The 15,649-nt window shown below is 67.3% G+C and carries 15 protein-coding genes; 10 read left to right on the plus strand and 5 right to left on the minus strand.

The features are described 5' to 3' along the window. The first annotated feature begins 478 nt into the window (after positions 1 to 478). Positions 479 to 2,119 carry an HNH endonuclease signature motif containing protein gene (locus B4E96_RS09300; protein WP_286957310.1) on the plus strand — a complete coding sequence of 547 codons (1,641 nt, stop codon included), beginning with the start codon at positions 479 to 481 and terminating at the stop codon, positions 2,117 to 2,119. A gap of 192 nt (positions 2,120 to 2,311) precedes the next feature. Continuing rightward, positions 2,312 to 3,604, plus strand: coding sequence for a site-specific DNA-methyltransferase (locus B4E96_RS09305; RefSeq protein WP_286957311.1), 1,293 nt, complete (start codon positions 2,312 to 2,314; stop codon positions 3,602 to 3,604). Here the strand turns inward: B4E96_RS09305 and B4E96_RS09310 are convergent. After that, positions 3,598 to 4,332, minus strand: coding sequence for a potassium channel family protein (locus B4E96_RS09310; protein WP_102162296.1), 735 nt, complete (start codon positions 4,330 to 4,332; stop codon positions 3,598 to 3,600). The two genes, B4E96_RS09305 and B4E96_RS09310, sit on opposite strands and share 7 nt — an antisense overlap. A 23-nt stretch (positions 4,333 to 4,355) precedes the next feature. Next, positions 4,356 to 5,675: a TrkH family potassium uptake protein gene (locus B4E96_RS09315; protein WP_286957313.1), complete on the minus strand. Its 1,320-nt coding sequence runs from the start codon at positions 5,673 to 5,675 to the stop codon at positions 4,356 to 4,358. A 150-nt stretch (positions 5,676 to 5,825) separates the two neighbouring features. Between B4E96_RS09315 and B4E96_RS09320 the strand changes: the two genes are divergently transcribed. Both B4E96_RS09320 and B4E96_RS09325 read left to right on the plus strand, forming a co-directional pair. Then, positions 5,826 to 7,298: an APC family permease gene (locus B4E96_RS09320; protein WP_286957314.1), complete on the plus strand. Its 1,473-nt coding sequence runs from the start codon at positions 5,826 to 5,828 to the stop codon at positions 7,296 to 7,298. A gap of 73 nt (positions 7,299 to 7,371) precedes the next feature. Further along, complete coding sequence (locus B4E96_RS09325; RefSeq protein ID WP_165884310.1) at positions 7,372 to 7,740, plus strand: hypothetical protein; 369 nt, start codon at positions 7,372 to 7,374, stop codon at positions 7,738 to 7,740. A 73-nt stretch (positions 7,741 to 7,813) separates the two neighbouring features. On the opposite strand, the gene B4E96_RS09330 is transcribed toward B4E96_RS09325, so the two are convergent. Both B4E96_RS09330 and B4E96_RS09335 read right to left on the minus strand, forming a co-directional pair. Then, positions 7,814 to 8,002, minus strand: coding sequence for a hypothetical protein (locus B4E96_RS09330; protein WP_286957315.1), 189 nt, complete (start codon positions 8,000 to 8,002; stop codon positions 7,814 to 7,816). Next, a complete protein-coding gene (locus B4E96_RS09335; protein ID WP_286957316.1) occupies positions 7,999 to 9,243 on the minus strand; it encodes an amidase in 1,245 nt (414 codons plus the stop codon). The genes B4E96_RS09330 and B4E96_RS09335 overlap by 4 nt, the downstream gene beginning before the upstream one ends. A gap of 88 nt (positions 9,244 to 9,331) precedes the next feature. Here B4E96_RS09335 and B4E96_RS09340 point away from each other — a divergent pair, with 88 nt between their 5' ends. From B4E96_RS09340 to B4E96_RS09350, 3 genes are all read left to right on the plus strand, one after another. Next, positions 9,332 to 10,072, plus strand: coding sequence for an HAD domain-containing protein (locus B4E96_RS09340; protein ID WP_286957318.1), 741 nt, complete (start codon positions 9,332 to 9,334; stop codon positions 10,070 to 10,072). A 1-nt stretch (position 10,073) separates the two neighbouring features. After that, positions 10,074 to 10,889: a glutamate racemase gene (locus B4E96_RS09345; RefSeq protein ID WP_286957320.1), complete on the plus strand. Its 816-nt coding sequence runs from the start codon at positions 10,074 to 10,076 to the stop codon at positions 10,887 to 10,889. 197 nt (positions 10,890 to 11,086) lie between these two features. After that, positions 11,087 to 12,610 (plus strand): L-lactate MFS transporter, encoded by a 1,524-nt coding sequence (locus tag B4E96_RS09350; RefSeq protein ID WP_286957321.1) that lies wholly within the window; start codon positions 11,087 to 11,089, stop codon positions 12,608 to 12,610. A gap of 3 nt (positions 12,611 to 12,613) precedes the next feature. Here the strand turns inward: B4E96_RS09350 and B4E96_RS09355 are convergent, their stop codons facing one another. Further along, on the minus strand, positions 12,614 to 12,757 hold the full coding sequence (locus B4E96_RS09355; RefSeq protein ID WP_180964767.1) for a hypothetical protein: 144 nt from the start codon (positions 12,755 to 12,757) through the stop codon (positions 12,614 to 12,616). A gap of 58 nt (positions 12,758 to 12,815) precedes the next feature. Here B4E96_RS09355 and B4E96_RS09360 point away from each other — a divergent pair, with 58 nt between their 5' ends. The 3 genes from B4E96_RS09360 to nadC all read left to right on the plus strand — a co-directional run bounded on the left by B4E96_RS09360 (position 12,816) and on the right by nadC (position 15,639). Continuing rightward, the gene (locus B4E96_RS09360) at positions 12,816 to 13,706 is read left to right on the plus strand and encodes an NUDIX hydrolase (protein ID WP_259796545.1); all 891 of its coding nucleotides are present in this window, start codon (positions 12,816 to 12,818) and stop codon (positions 13,704 to 13,706) included. 98 nt (positions 13,707 to 13,804) lie between these two features. Continuing rightward, positions 13,805 to 14,782, plus strand: coding sequence for a quinolinate synthase NadA (nadA, locus tag B4E96_RS09365; RefSeq protein ID WP_259796547.1), 978 nt, complete (start codon positions 13,805 to 13,807; stop codon positions 14,780 to 14,782). After that, on the plus strand, positions 14,779 to 15,639 hold the full coding sequence (gene nadC / locus B4E96_RS09370) for a carboxylating nicotinate-nucleotide diphosphorylase (protein WP_259796551.1): 861 nt from the start codon (positions 14,779 to 14,781) through the stop codon (positions 15,637 to 15,639). Before nadA ends, nadC begins: the two co-directional genes overlap by 4 nt. The last annotated feature ends 10 nt before the right edge of the window (positions 15,640 to 15,649 follow it).

Consider the following 15,649-nt stretch of genomic DNA (forward strand, 5'->3'; position numbering starts at 1 on the left):
ACCCGCCCCGCTCCCCTGCCAGGGTCATCCCAGCCCTCCACGACCGCGTGCGCGCACCGCGGATTCGCCCGCTCCCGAGGCGGCGGTCGCCGTCGTGGGGGAGGTGGCGGGTGTGGATGCGCCGGGCTGGGGGTGTGGATGCGGGCGTCTGCGGGTGTGGATGGAAAGGCTGATTCGCGGCCCGAAGTCGAGCCTGCGGCGACTCGGGGACGGCGCTCCGCCCTCACACGGCGAGCCAGCGGCCCTCCCCTGCGATTCGCTCACCTGCGGTGATGAGATCGACTCGTGTGCACTGCTCTTGCGCCACCGCTCCGGGCGCGGAGCGAATTCCCTATCCCCAACACCTAATGACCACAAGTCGCAATATAAGAGTTTTCCGGGAGAAGAAAATATTCATAGACATATATAGACAGAGAGACACCATCGCTGTACGATTGTTGTTATCGAACGCACGAACCGAACGATGGAGTTGATGGACGTGCCGACACTCACTCGCAGAACCCACCGCGATGATCCCGCCTTTGACGAGCTGTCGGATTTCAGTGCCGCACTCACGACGATCGAGCTGACGCACAGGAGCATCGACAGCTACCTCCTCGCGCAGCTGAAGAACCTCTTCGAGCTCTTCCTCAGCCGCATCAGCGCTGACAACCCCGACAGCCATGCCGAACAGCTGGCCGCTGTGCGCGAACTTGTGGCGCCGTCCGTCAATACGGCACCGGCCGAACGTGAGGCTGTCAACGCCCGGCGACGCGCAGCATACGAGTGGATCAAGTCCCTCATCCCTGCCACGAGTCTCATCCATGCGGCTCAGCTGCTTGACGTGACACCGATCGAGATCGGCAACCGGGTCCGGTCGGCGGCACTCGGGATGATCTGCCTGCCCCAGGCGACCGAGCAGGCCGCCAAGCAGCTGCTCTCCTTTGAGCGGTATGCCCATGCCACCCGGCGAGCGCGCAGCCTCGACACGTCAGTGTTGCCGGAGTACGACGACGGGCTCGTGCGCATCCGCGCCTCTGACATGGCCGCGTTCAAACGTGCGGTGAGCCAGCTCGTCGCCCGCCTCTCAACACGCGAATCCCAGACCAAGCACATCCGCCAGCGCCGAGGGGTGAGCTTCCATTACGATCCGCATGGAGAAGCCACCATGGTGGCTCGTGGGCCGTCGCCTGCCATCGCCCTCCTCGAAGCACGCCTCACCGGTGTCGCCCGGGCAGTCATCACCGGCAACACCTCGAGTCTCGGCATCGTCAATGCCGGCGAACTCGCTGACGATCGTTCCCTGCGCGAGCTCATCTTCGACTTCCTGGCCAACTCCCTGCCAGCCGGGTCTGTGACCGTTTCTGCCGACGAGGGTGCCTCCACCAGCCCGGGTGAATCCGGTCCTGCGCGTGCCACTGGTGATCCGCCGACAGCAGACAGCCTCACAGTGCCGGCGGCGAATCCGTCCGGCATCGACATCGATGCCACGGCTGAGAACTACAGCAGGCACTACCGAGAGGTCGGCATCACCTGCCCGACAGAATCCGAATGGCTCAAACGCCAAGCCCGCGTGACGATCACCGTCCCTGCGCTCACACTTCTCGGCGACACCCCCGGCACCGAATCCGGCACCGGACGCAACTCAGGAGACCGATCCGCAGTCGGGGTGCCGGGAACCGTCAACGGCGCACCAGTGGCGCCGGACGTCGCCCGGCAGCTGGTGGGCAGCGGACACTCGACCGTGTACCGGCTCCTCACCGACCCGGTGACTGGCGTGGTCCTCGATCACGCAGCAGAGAAATACACGATCCCCGACCCACTCAGAACCGCGCTCATCGAGAAATGGCAGTTCTGCACACTTCCCGGCTGCGACCGCTCAGCCATCAAAGCCGAACTCGACCACATCATCCCGTTCAACCACAGCAACCCGAGCGAAGGCGGGCTGACGACGATGCAGAATCTCCACCCGCTCTGCCGCCAGCACCACCAGATGAAGACCGAGCGGAAGATCTCAGTCACCCGTGACTCGCTGACCGGAATGCTGCACTGGAAGCTGCCCGGAGGTGTCACCACCACATCCGAACCGCCCAGCCACCCCATCAATCAGGCACACGCGGAACTGCTCAACCGAGTGTGACCGACAGCTCCACCTATCCTTCCCCGCCCCCAAGCGTCTGCCTGCCCCACCGGGCAGTGACAGAACGTTCTTCAGTAACTCCATAGAGATGAGGCAACGGTCGGGCGCCGGCCAGCGATGGCAGGCGCCCGACCACACCCCGATAGCCGGATGCACCCCGCCTTGAGTCCGAGCGATGCACGCTGACTTATCATGAGCGAGATGACTGACGAGGAGCTGACACCGATCGGCAGCCCGCAGCTGCTGTGGCCGCTGCGCGAGCAGGCCGCAGCCGAGGTGCGCTCCCCGGCACGTGCCCGGCTCACCGGCTGGCAGGTGCCCGGCGCCTCGGCAACGGCCACCGGTCCCGAGGCGGAGGCTGGGGTGAGTGCGGATGCGAACCTGCTCGTCGAAGGCGACAATCTGCCGGCTCTCAAGCTGCTGCAGCCCACACATGCCGGGCAGGTCAAGGTCGTCTACATCGACCCGCCGTACAACACCGGCAGCAGTTTGAGCTACGCCGATCGGGCACGGGGAGATGCTGCGGTCACCAGCAGGGATGCATGGTTGGCGATGATGTATCCCAGGCTCGTCCACGCGCGTGCCCTCATGCGCGCCGACGGGGTCATCTTCGTCTCGATCGATGACAACGAATCAGCAGTCACGCAGCTGCTGTGCCATGAGATCTTCGGCGAAGAGAACTTCCTCGGGACCTTCGTCCATCAGCGCGCCAAGGGCGGTGGGAATGCGAAGTTCTTCATCCGCGGCCACGACTACGTCCATGTGTGGGCCAAAAACATCCGGCAGGCAGGCGGCTTCACCACCGAGAAGCGACCGCCGGCCAAGTACGAGCGCATCGGCGGACAGCTCATGCTCGTCGAAGACGATGTGCTCAGGGTCAGCTTCGGCAAGTACACCCGCGGGGCGGAGCGGCGTCTGATGTACGAAGACATCGTCGCGGTGCGCGGGGAGGCGAAGAAGGCCGAGATCGATGCCGGGATCGCCGCCGGGCGCTACCAGCTGCGCGAATGGGCAGACGGCAATCACGCGGTGGTCCGCCTGACGCCCGCAAATCTGGCCAGTTCGAAGATGTACTCGATCATCCGCGCCCTCGGCGAGACCGGCCGGCAGGACCTCGTCGACCTGGACCTCGGCGGGATCTTCGCCTACCCCAAGCCCGTCGAGCTGCTCACCACGCTCATCGCTTCGCAGACGATGTTCGACCCCGAGGCGATCGTGCTCGACTTCTTCGCCGGCTCCGGCACGACCGCCCAGGCGGTCATCGAACTGAACAAGCGCGACGGAGGCAACCGCAGGTTCGTCCTCGTCCAGCAGCCCGAGCCGATCCGCGCCGCCGGCGGCGCACGGGTGGGCGCGCAGGCCAGCGCCGAGGCGGTGGCTCAGTTCCCCTCGATCAGCGCGTTCATGGCCGAGCGGGTGCGCCGTGCCGGCGGGGAGTTCACTGCCCTGCGAGTGGTGGACGACGCTTCCGCAGCGGCTCAGTGACGGCGTCGGTCAAGCATGCTGAAGCGCTCAACGGCGGCAGGAGGGCCGGCGATGATGATCTCGTCGCTTGCTTCAAGCACCGTGGAGCGGTCGGTGTTGGCCCAGCCCTGCTCACCGCGCTTGACGGCGATGACGGTGATCCCATGCGAGTCCCGCAGCCCGAGCTCTCCGAGCGCATGCCCGACTGCCCGCCTGGGCGGGGTTGTGCGCACGATGGCGTAATCGCTGTCGATGCGCAGGAAGTCGCTCATGTGACCGCGGATGAGGTGGGCCAGCCGCCGGCCCATATCGTCTTCGGGCCTGACGATGTGCTGGACGCCGAGCTGAGCGAGGATCTCAGCGTGCGGTTCGGAGATCGCCTTCGCCCACACCCGGTCATTGCCGCTGCGCAGGATCCGGGAGGCCGCCAGGATGCTCGCCTCCAGATCCGAGCCGATCGCGATGATGACCCGGCTGGCCTCGGGCACTCCGAGTTGGGTGAGCGCAGCATCCTGGGTCGCGTCGGCCCGGGTGACGAAGGGCAGCTCATCGCGCAGGCTCTCGACGACAGCCTCATCGCGGTCGATGCCGACGACGTCGACGCCCAGGTCGACGAGTTCGCGGGCGAGCGCAGCGCCGAAGCGGCCGAGACCGATGATGACGACCGCGCCGTGCTGGGCCAACGGGGTCGGATCGCCGGTGAAGAAGGTGCGGGCGCGGGAGTGCCAGGGGGCGTGCGGGTCGGTCATGTCGGGTTTCCTCTCAGCGCCGCTCAGCCGATGAGCGGGCGTTCCTTGGGCAGTTCGTGCTGTTCGCGGTGGCGGCGCAGCGCCAGGCCGGAGGCAAGCATGACCGGGCCGATGCGGCCGGTGGCCATGACGAAGATGATGATGCACTGCGCAGCCGGCGGCAGGTCACCGGTGATCCCCGTCGACAGACCGACGGTCGCAAACGCGGAGACAACCTCGAAGAGCACCCGGTCGAAGGCGAAGCTCGGCTCCATCAGCATGATCGCCATCGTCGCCGAGACGATGAGGGTCAGCGCCAGCACGATGACCGTCGTCGCCTGACGATGGACGAACCGCGAGACCCGCCAGCCGAAGAGGACGACGGTGCGCCGGCCGGAGATCTCCGCCCACGTCATCGCCGCAAGCACCGCGACGGTGGTGAGCTTGACACCGCCAGCAGTGCCGGCCGGGCCGCCGCCGATGAACATGAGGATGTCGAGGCCGAACCACGACACCGGGTGCATCTCGGCGATGTCGATCGAGTTGAACCCGGCGGTCCGCGCGATCGTCGACTGGAAGAACGCCGCCAGCAGCTTCTGCCAGCCGTTGAGGTGACCCATCGTCGCCTCGTTCGACCATTCCTGGGCGAGCAGGAAGAGGGTGCCTGCGACGAGCATGATCGGGGTGAGGCACACGACGATGCGGGTCGTCATCGACCAGCGCATCGGGCACCGGTAGCGGTAGGCGAGTTCGGTGAGCACCGGGAAGCCCATCCCGCCGATGATGACGGCCAGGCAGATCGGCAGGCTGATGAAGGGGTCCCCAGCATAGGGCATGATCGAGTCGGCCCGCAGCGCGAACCCGGCGTTGTTGAACGCCGAGATCGCATGGAAGATGCCGTGGTAGATCCCCTCACCGGGAGTGTCGGCATACCGGGTGGCGAACCGGATGCTGAGCAGGCAGGCGACCACCGCCTCGGTCACGGCCGAGAACGCGAGAATCCGCAGCACCATCGGCCGCAGCCCGCCGAAGTCCTCGGTCTTCGTCTCGGCAGCAACCGTCTGGCGCATCTGCAGACCAGTGCGGCGGGCGACGAGCATCGCCAGCAGCATCGTGAAGACCATGACGCCGAGCCCGCCGATCTGGATGAGCGCGAGGATGACGAGCTGGCCGAAGAGCGTGAAGTCCTGACCCGTGTCGAGGACGACGAGCCCGGTGACGGAGAACGCCGAGGTGGTGGTGAACAGCGCGTCGATGACGCCGATGCCGCCCGGAGCCGTGGTGGCTGCAGGCAACATGAGCAGGGCCGTGCCGATGGTGATGACCACGGCGAAGCCGACGATGATCCGTGCCGGAGGGGACACTACCGTCCAGTCCGGGAGAGGGGATGGGCTATCGTTTCTCTCAGCACAGCGCAATCCTAATCACAGACTGGCCGCTGCGCGCAGCAGCACGGTGATTTTTCTGGGCCACGCGAAGCCTCGGCCGATGAGAGCGACAAGGAAGTTGGATTCATGACTCACGAACACTCTGCATCCGAGGATCGGGGCCACGGGTTCGTCAAGGCGCTCGGCACCGTCGACGTCCTCTTCATCGGCTTCGGCGCGATGATCGGCTTCGGCTGGATCGTGCTGACCGGCGGCTGGCTCGATGACGCCGGAACGCTCGGCGCGCTGCTCGCCTTCGCCGCCGGCGGTGTCATCATGGGCTTCGTCGGCGTTGTCTACTCCGAGCTCGTCGCCGCGATGCCGCATGCCGGCGGTGAGCACAACTACCTCATGCGCGGCATGGGCCCGCGCCTGGCGATGCTCGGCTCCTGGGGCATCACCGGCGGATACATCGGCGTCGTCATGTTCGAGGCCGTCGCCGTGCCGCGCACCATGACCTACCTGGTGCCCAACATCGAGCACATCCACCTGTGGACGGTCGCCGGCTTCGACGTCCACCTGACCTGGGCGCTCATCGGCTCGATCACAGCGGTGCTGCTCACCTGGCTCAACATCCGCGGCATCAAGATGACCTCGCTGGTGCAGACCTTCGTCGTGTCCTTCCTGCTGCTCGTGGCCCTCGTGCTCATCGCCGGCGCATTCGTCGGCGGCGACACCGCCAATACCCAGCCGCTCTTCCACGGCGGAGTCGGCGGGTTCATGCTCGTGCTGGCCGTAGTGCCGTTCCTGTTCGTCGGCTTCGACGTCATCCCACAGTCGGCTGAGGAGATCCGCATCCCGCCGCGCAGGATCGCCCGCCTCGTCGTCTTCTCCGTCGTCATGGCCGTCGTCTTCTATCTCGTCGTCATCTTCACGACCTCACTCGCCCTGCCGGCCGATCAGCTCGTCGGCCTCGATCTCGCCACCGCCGATGCGGTCGCGGCGATGTTCGGCTCGGCCCTCATGGGCAAGATCGTCATCGCCGGCGGTCTGGCCGGCATCATCACCTCGTGGATCGCATTCCTCATCGGCTCCTCCCGCCTCATGTGGGCGATGGCACGTTCGGGCATGATCCCGCAGTGGTTCGCCGTCCTCCACCCGAAGTACGGCACCCCGGTCAACGCACTGCTGTTCATCGGCGTGCTCTCCGCTACCGCCCCGTTCCTCGGCACCGCGATGCTCGGCTGGGCCGTCGACGCCGGCTCGCCGATGATCGTGCTGACCTACTGCATGGTCTCGATCACCTTCCTCATCCTGCGCCGCCGCGAACCTGACATGGAACGCCCGATGCGCATCGGCGGCGCCGGCAACGGCGGCATAGTCATCGGCGTCATCGCTGTTGTGCTCACCGCGGTGCTGTTCGTCATGTACATCCCGGAGCTCACCCCGCTTTCGGTCACCCTCGACTGGCAGTCCTACCTCATGTTCGGCGTCTGGATGCTCGTGGGCGTCACGCTGATGCTCCACGTCCCCGGCGGCATCCACGCAGGCCCCGATGCTGAGGACCAGCTGCTGGAGAAGATCCGGGCCCGCCGCGGCACCGACGGTCCCGCCTGGTGAACCGGGCCCGAGGCGGTGGCCGGGCGGCCAAGCCGGGACGCTCCACCTCGTCCATGCCGACGGCACCTGTTCGGTGCACCGGACCGGTGGCATCGAGACCGGCACGGTCGCCTCTGCCGACGGGCACATCTTCCACTCCGACGCCGAGCACGACTCTGTGCTCTCCGACGAGCTCGTCACCTACGACCACCCCGAACCGGAGTCCGTAGCGATGGCGACGAACGCTCCTGGTGAGCTCAAGCGGCACGTGCTGTGCGGAGAGTTCACCAGCCTGTCGAACTGCGACGGGACCCTCAGCGTCGTCGTGTCCGAGAACTCGATCGACCGCGATATCCCGCGCGACAGCTACCTCGCCTTCACACCCGACGGCTCCGGGGTCGCAGCGGAGGAGCTGCCGAGTGAGCGGATCTCGACGATCGGGCAGTCAGCCCAGCCCTGCTGACTGTCAACAGCAGCGGGCAGGTGTGGCAGGTCGATCTGCGCAGAGGACGGCGACGACAGGGTCGTCACCGACATCACCGCGGTGACGCCTCGGGAGTGAGGGCCGGCAGCCGGGCTTCGAGCGCGGCGGCGATCCGGAAGACGGTGGCGTCGTCATAGGCGCGGCCGACGACCTGCGCGCTCGTCGGCACGCCGTCGGCGGCGACCCCGGTCGGCATCGCCATGACCGGCAGCCGGTTGGCGATGTTGAACGGCACCGTCATATGCCGCTGCCAGTAGAACTCGCACCCGTCGAGCCCGTCGAGGAAGAACGCGTCTGCCGCCAGGCTCGCCACCGCGAGGTGGGGGTCACGAACACATCGACGCCGGACAGTGCGGCAGCGATCTGGGTCTGGATGCGGTGCTCGAGGACGAGGGAGTCGACGACGGAGAACCGGCTGGCCCAGCGTTCGGTGAGTTCGAGGAAGCGCTGCGTGTACGGTTCGAGCAGCTCGGTGCGTCCGTCGCTCATGCGGCGGATGTTGCCGGCCAGGAAGTGCCCGTAGTGGGCCATCGACGCATCGGTGATGTCGGCGAGGTTGAGGTTGAGGTCGATGTCGGCGACCTGCGCACCCGCGGCAGCCAGCGCATCAGCGGCACGCTGCAGGCCGGCGGCGACATCCGGGTCGACGTCGTAACAGCCGAGGTCCGGGCTGATGCCGATCCGCAGACCGGTGAGCTCGCCTGAGACGAGGTCGTCCGGACCCGGATAGGGCTGCGGCGTCGGGACGGTGCCGTGGTCGTCGGGGTCGAGACCGCAGATGATGCCGGTGGCCAGGGCGGTGTCGGCGACGGTGCGGGCGAGGATGTGATCACCGCGGTACCAGTCCTGGTTGAGCGGCGGGGTAGCCGGGGTGCGGCCGAAAGGGGTCTTGAACCCGGGCAGCCCGCAAAACGCCGCCGGAATGCGGGTCGAGCCGGCGATATCGCTGGCGGTGGCCAGCGGCGCGTAGCCGAGCGCGACCGCTGCACCGGAGCCGCCGGAGGATCCGCCGGGGGTGCGCTCGGGATTGAAGGGGTTGCGGGTGATGCCCCACTCACGGGTCTGCGTGAAGGTCGCACACGACATCTCGGGCGTGGTCGTGCGGGCGAACGGAATCGCTCCAGCAGCCCGCAGCCGGGCGACGATCGGATGGTCGGCAGCCGCGATGCGACCGGCGAGCGCCTGCGACCCGCGGGTCGCCGAGCAGCCGGCGACGTCGTGCTGCTCCTTGACGAGCAGCGGGATCCCCAGCAGCGGCGGCAGGTCGCGCCCGCCAGCACGGTAGGCCTCAGTTGCGGTGGCTGCGGCCTCGCGGGCAGGTTCGGCCATGATGTCCATGACGGCGTTGAAGCTGTCGTCGAGGGCCTCGATGCGCCGGATGCATGCCTCCAGGTACGCCGTGGGGGTGAGGTCTTGGGTGCGGAAGGCGGCCACCGCCTCGGCGATGGTGAGTGTGTGCAGGGAAGCATCGTGAATCGTCATACCCGAATGATGGCACAGCCAGCCTCTGACCCAGGGGCTTCGCTCGCAGCCGGGCCCGAACTAGGCTATAGGTGAGGAGGGAGATGGCGTGACGACCGCAGACCTGCGAGACACCGGCGTTTCAGCGCGCCGTGCCGCCCGTCATGTCACCCTGTTCCTCGACGTCGACGGAGTGCTGAATTCCTACCCCGTCACTGGACTGCGGTTCCTGCGCGAACGCCGCCGGAAGGTCCGCGCCTGGCATTACGAACTGCACTTCCGGCCGCGGGTCGTGCGCTTCCTCGACCGGCTCACCCGCCGCCGGCTCGTCGACATCGTGTGGCTGTCGACGTGGTCGCAGCGCTGCCGCACCGAGATCGAGCCGAAGCTCGGATTCCGCTCCAGCTTCGAGGTCATCCCGATGCCCGATGACACCTACAACCGGTTCGCCAACGACCCGCACGAATGGTGGAAAGCCCGCGCCGTCGAGGAGTGGTTCGCCGCGCACGAGGAGGGCCGCGCGATCTGGATCGACGACGATCTCACCGCCCCTGAGACCCGAGCGCACTTCGAGCAGAAGTACGGTTCACGGCTGCTCATGATCGCCCCCGAGTTCTCCCAGGGGCTGAGCGAAGACCACTTCTCCCTCATCCGCGACTTCACCTACCGCCGCGCGGTGCCGGCTCCAGCACGCCGCACACTCCTGACCACAGAGCCGACCGGCGAGCTTGCGGCCGTCCAGGTGCCGGCGCCCGGCCTGACGAGCACCGACAGCCTCGCCGGCGACAACGCCCCGGTCGCCAACGACTTCCCCGCCGGCATCGGCACGACCTACCATGGAAAGGCCTGACATGACGCCCAGTCCCGGAACGCGCGCCCGCCCGGTCATCGGGATCATCGATTCCGGGCTCGGGCTCGTCAGCTACGCCGACGCACTTCACCACCAGTACCCGGCCGCCGACCTTGTGCTCGCAATGGACCCGGACTGGATGCCCTACGGGGCACTCGACCCCGAGGTGGTGGCTGAGCGGGCACTGCAGTCGGCCAATGCGCTCAGCCCCTGGCAGCCCGATGCGATCGTCGTCGCCTGCAACACCGCCTCCGTCCACGCCCTGGAGCGGTTGCGCGAAGTCTACGAGCCCGGCACCCCGATCATCGGCACTGTGCCGGCGATCAAATCCGCCGCTGCCACCGGGGAGGACTTCGCCGTCTGGGCGACACGAGCGACGACCCGCTCGGCTTATCAGGAGGGGCTCATCGCCGAATTCGCCTCCGGCATCACCGTCCACCAGGTGCCCTGCTACGGCTTAGCCGACGCCATCGATGCCGCCGATGAGGCCCGCATCGACGAAGCGATCGCCGCCGCCGTGGCCGCCACTCCCCCGGCCGCGTCGGGGATCGTGCTCGGCTGCACGCACTTCGGGCTCGTCGCCGACCGGATCCTGCAGCAGCGGCCGGGCACCAGCGCCCTGTTCGACTCCCCCCACGCCGTCGCCCGCCAGACCCTCAATCGCCTCGGGCTCGCCCCGGTGACCGACGCCTCGGCGCCGGAAGCCACCGAAACCGGGCGGGTGCTGGCGACCTACATGTCCGGCCGGCGCGCCGGGCTGCCCGACACGCTCGACGCCTACCCGGCGGGAGTGCGACTGCGCGCCATCGAGAACTGAGCTGTTGCGCGCGGTCAGTCGGGCCGGCGGTGCAGATGAGAACCGTCACCGGATTGAAACCGAACGCTGTTGACCGGCGTCCGAGAAGCTGGATGACGTCGAAACACTACCCCAGCGCATGCGCCGGCGACATTCCCACACCGCAGTGGCAGTCGAGCGGCGATCGCGTGCCCCACCACTTCTGAAAGGTCTCCTCAGTGGGTGTTCTCGACCGCGAAGCCATCGTCGCTTCTCCCAAGTTCAATCGGTGGCTCATTCCCGCCGCGGCCCTGGCCATCCACCTGTGCATCGGCCAGGTGTACGCCTTCTCCGTCTTCAAAGCTCCGCTCATGGACCACTTCGCCGTGCGCGAGGTGGCCGTCGGCTGGATCTTCTCGCTGGCGATCCTCATGCTCGGGCTCTCCGCCGCCTTCGGCGGCACCTGGGTGGAGAAGGCCGGGCCGCGCAAGTCGATGGCGCTGGCCGGACTGTGCTGGGTCACCGGCTTCATCGTCGCAACCTTCGGGATCTCGACCGGACAGCTGTGGCTCGTCTACCTCGGCTACGGGTTTCTCGGCGGCATCGGCCTGGGCATCGGCTACATCTCTCCGGTATCGACGCTCATCAAATGGTTCCCCGACCGTCCGGGCCTGGCGACTGGCCTGGCGATCATGGGCTTCGGCGGCGGTGCGCTCATCGCCAGTCCGGCCTCGAACGCACTCATGGCCCACTTCGGCGGCGGGCCTGAGCCCGAGCAGCTCGTCAACGGCATCATCCCGACGTTCATCACCCTGGCGATCGTCTACGCACTCGTCATCACCGGCGGCGCCTACTGCATCCGCGTCCCGCATCCGGACTGGAAGCCTGCCGGCTGGGACCCCTCCAAGGTGAAGGAGAAGCCGATGCAGACGACGAAGAACGTCTCGGCGAACTCCGCGATCAGGACTCCGCAGTTCTGGCTGCTGTGGATCGTATTGTTCACCAACGTCACCGCCGGCATCGGCATCCTGGAGAACGCCGCGCCGATGATCCAGGACTACTTCCCGCAAATCACCGCGGCCGCAGCTGCCGGGTTCGTCGGCATGCTGTCGCTGACGAACATGGCTGGCCGGTTCGTGTGGTCGAGCCTGTCGGACTACATCGGGCGCAAGAATATCTACATCGTCTACCTAGGCCTCGGGCTGCTGCTGTACCTCGCGGTGGCCGTCGTCGGCGGCGGATCGCTGTTCCTGTTCCTCATCGCGACCCTCATCATCCTGTCGTTCTACGGCGGCGGCTTCGCCACCATCCCGGCCTACCTGCGCGACCTGTTCGGCGTCTACCAGGTCGGTGCGATCCACGGCCGGCTGCTGACCGCGTGGGCGGCAGCCGGTGTGGCCGGCCCGCTCATCGTCAACCTCGTCGTCGAGTCTCAAGCCGCAGCCGGCAAGTCCGGCCCAGACCTCTACAACCTCTCGCTGTACATCATGGTCGGCGTGCTGGCCATCGGCTTCATCGCCAACGCCCTCGTCCGCCCGGTCGATTCCAAGCACCACGAGTCCGAGGAGGTCGTCGCCGCTGCGCAGGGCCGACCGGATCCGGGCGCCGTGGCAGCTGAAGAGACGCGTGCGCACAGGCGCGATGAGAACGCGCAGAACGGCGGCTTCCACGCCACCATCGCCGTGGTTCTCGCCGGTGTCGTGTGCGCCGGCCTGCTCTACGGACTCGTGCAGACGGTCATCAAGGCCACCGCGCTGTTCTGATCATCAGCGTTCTGGCGGCTGACCTCGTCTGCTTCCGACGCCGAGGTGCGTCGCCGTGACGGCGTGCTCGAAATGCCTCATCCTGCCGAGGAAGCCCGCGGCACCGATGCTGATGACGGTGACGGCATCCATGATCGAGTTGTGCATAACGGTTCCGTAGAATCACCGGTGAACGCCCGCCGCACGCAGAGAGGGAGTCGAGACGATGAGCGCCGGCCAGTCCTACCTCGTCAGCGGCAACCTCGTCGCCGTCATCACCGCCGTCCGAGACGCCGTGCCGTACGTGCTCACAACCGGCGGCGGGACGACCCTGCCGGCCGGGCCGCTGCAGCGCAGCCACCGCTCAATGCAGGAGGGCATGCGAGCGTGGGTGCTGCGCCAGACTGGCTGCGAGCTCGGCTACATCGAGCAGCTCTACACCTTCGCCGACCGCAACCGCGGCTCCGGTCCCGCCCTCGAAGTCTCCTACCTCGGGCTGACGACGATGGAACCCGGGGCCGAGGCGTGGCGCAGCTGGTACGAGTTCTTCCCCTGGGAGGACCGCCGGAACGGCTCTGAGGTCGTCGACGAGATCATCGCGCCGGCTCTCGGGCGTTGGGTTGAAGAGGCAGCTCACGACTGCCAGGACGGTCGCCGGGTGCGCTGTGAGGCGGCCTTCGGGCTGGCCGGCCGGCCGTGGCATCCGGACATGGCATTAGCGCGCTATGAGCTGCTCTACGAGGCCGGGCTCGTCCCCGAAGCCGGCGCCGAAGATCCTGTGCCGGGCCGGCCGATGACTCCGCATCACCGGCGGATCCTCGCCAGCGGGATCGCCCGGCTGCGCTCGAAGATCCAATATCAGCCGGTCATCTTCGAACTCCTCCCGAAGACCTTCACCCTCACCGGGCTGCAGACTGCTGTCGAGGCGATCGCCGGCCAGGAGCTGCACACGCAGAACTTCCGCCGGCTCGTGGCCCAGCAGCAGCTCGTCGAGGACTCCGGTCAGGTCGCCTCCAGCACCGGTGGCAGGCCCGCCAAACTCGTCCGGTTCCGCCGCAGCGTCCTCGATGAGCGCGCCGCAGCCGGCACCAAGCTGCCGATCCCCCGCGTGAAGTAACCGTCAGCCCACCCACGCTGACCAGCCGGTTTGCTCCCTCGCGCCTTTATGCTCATACTGAGCATAATAAGTTCCGGCAGCCCGAGCGAAGGAGCCGCATGCCGACCGTGACGATCGACACCGATGCCCTGTACCAGCGCGTCGACTCCGTCATCCCCCGCATCGAGTGGGCGACGATGGAAGACGACATCGCCGCCATCTGGCGACTCAAGGAGGAGCGCAACGCCGTCATCCTCGCCCACAACTACCAGACCCCGGAGATCTTCCACGGGGTTGCCGACATCGTCGGCGACTCCCTGGCTCTGGCCCGCGAGGCCGAGAGAGCCGATGCCGATGTCATCGTGCTCGCCGGCGTGCACTTCATGGCCGAGACTGCCAAGCTGCTGAATCCGGAGAAGACCGTTCTCGTCCCTGATCTGCGTGCCGGCTGCTCGCTGGCCGAATCGATCACGGCAGCCGACGTCCGGCAGCTCAAGGCGGACAATCCCGGCGTTCCCGTCGTCACCTACGTCAACACATCGGCGGCGGTGAAGGCAGAATCCGATATCTGCTGCACTTCGGGCAATGCGAAAGCGGTCATCGAGTCCCTCGGCACCGACCGGGTCATCATGATCCCGGATGAGCACCTGGCGGCGAACATCGCCCGCGACTGCGGCGTCGAGGTCATCACGTGGCCGGGCCGCTGCGAGGTCCACGACCGATTCACCGCCGCCGACATCGAACAGGTGCGCCGCGACCACGAGGGCGTACTCGTCATGGCCCACCCGGAGTGCCCGCCGGATGTCGTGGCCGCCAGCGACATGGCCGGTTCGACCGCGCAGATGCTCGCCCACGTCGCGCAGCAGCGGCCCAAGCGCGTCGCGCTCATCACCGAATGCTCGATGAGCGACAACATCGCCGCCGAGATCCGCGACGTCGAGATGATCCGGCCGTGCAATCTGTGCCCGCACATGAAGCGCAACTCGCTGGCCAACATCCGGGCCGCGCTCGAGGGCATGCAGCACGAGGTGACGATCGACCCCGACGTCGCCGACCGCGCCCGCGCCGCCGTTGACCGGATGCTTGCGATCTCATGACCGGTGAGCTGGCTGCGCTGCCGAAGGTGATGATCGAAGATCTCGTCCGCAATGCGCTGTTAGAGGACTTCGGCCGCGCAGGCGACCTGACGACGACGGCGACGGTGCCTGCCGGGATGCGGGCGAGCGCTGTCCTTGCCGCGCGCCAGCCCGGGACGGTCGCCGGTCTCGACCTGGCCGCCCTCGCCTTCGAGCTGCTCGACCCCGCCGCCGAGGTGGTGGTCTCGAAAGGCGACGGCTGCCGGGTGGGTGCTGGTGAGGAGATCGCCACGATCACCGCCGATGCCCGCGCGCTGCTGAGCGGTGAACGGGTGGCCCTGAATTTCCTCGGACATCTGTCGGGGATCGCCACTGCCGCGGCGGCCCTCGTCGATGCGGTCGCCGGGAGGTGTGCAGTCACCTGCACGCGGAAGACGACGCCTGGGCTGCGGGCGGTTGAGAAGTATGCAGTGCGCTGCGGCGGCGGAATGAACCACCGCACCGGGCTCGACGATGCGGTCCTCATCAAGGACAACCACATCGCGCTGGCCGGCGGCGTGACGGCCGCAGTCGAGCAGGTGCTCGCCCAGGTCGGACATCTCGTCGCCATCGAAGTCGAAGTCGACACGCTCGATCAGCTGCGCGAGCTGCTGGAGATCTCCGATGGTGTTGACGCGGTGCTGCTGGACAATATGGAGCCAGCTCAGCTGCGAGAAGCCGTGGAGCTCATCGACGGCCGCCTGACAGCAGAGGCCTCGGGGCGGATCACAGTCGAGACGGCACCGGCGATCGCTGAGACCGGCGTTGATCTCATCTCCGCCGGCTGGCTGACCCATTCGGCTGCGGTACTCGACATCGGGCTGGACATTCAGGTGTGAGGGGCCTGGT

Origin of the sequence: Brevibacterium sp. UBA7493 (assembly GCF_002479565.1) — a bacterium.
Lineage (GTDB): Bacteria > Actinomycetota > Actinomycetes > Actinomycetales > Brevibacteriaceae > Brevibacterium > Brevibacterium luteolum.

Excerpts from the sequence above, each read along its gene's own strand:
- B4E96_RS09305 (WP_286957311.1), top strand. The coding sequence starts at position 2,312 with ATGAGCGAGATGACTGACGAGGAGCTGACACCGATCGGCAGCCCGCAG.
- B4E96_RS09310 (WP_102162296.1), bottom strand. The coding sequence starts at position 4,332 with ATGACCGACCCGCACGCCCCCTGGCACTCCCGCGCCCGCACCTTCTTC.
- B4E96_RS09320 (WP_286957314.1), top strand. The coding sequence starts at position 5,826 with ATGACTCACGAACACTCTGCATCCGAGGATCGGGGCCACGGGTTCGTC.
- B4E96_RS09330 (WP_286957315.1), bottom strand. The coding sequence starts at position 8,002 with ATGACGGTGCCGTTCAACATCGCCAACCGGCTGCCGGTCATGGCGATG.
- B4E96_RS09335 (WP_286957316.1), bottom strand. The coding sequence starts at position 9,243 with ATGACGATTCACGATGCTTCCCTGCACACACTCACCATCGCCGAGGCG.
- B4E96_RS09345 (WP_286957320.1), top strand. The coding sequence starts at position 10,074 with ATGACGCCCAGTCCCGGAACGCGCGCCCGCCCGGTCATCGGGATCATC.
- B4E96_RS09355 (WP_180964767.1), bottom strand. The coding sequence starts at position 12,757 with ATGCACAACTCGATCATGGATGCCGTCACCGTCATCAGCATCGGTGCC.
- B4E96_RS09360 (WP_259796545.1), top strand. The coding sequence starts at position 12,816 with ATGAGCGCCGGCCAGTCCTACCTCGTCAGCGGCAACCTCGTCGCCGTC.
- nadA (WP_259796547.1), top strand. The coding sequence starts at position 13,805 with ATGCCGACCGTGACGATCGACACCGATGCCCTGTACCAGCGCGTCGAC.
- nadC (WP_259796551.1), top strand. The coding sequence starts at position 14,779 with ATGACCGGTGAGCTGGCTGCGCTGCCGAAGGTGATGATCGAAGATCTC.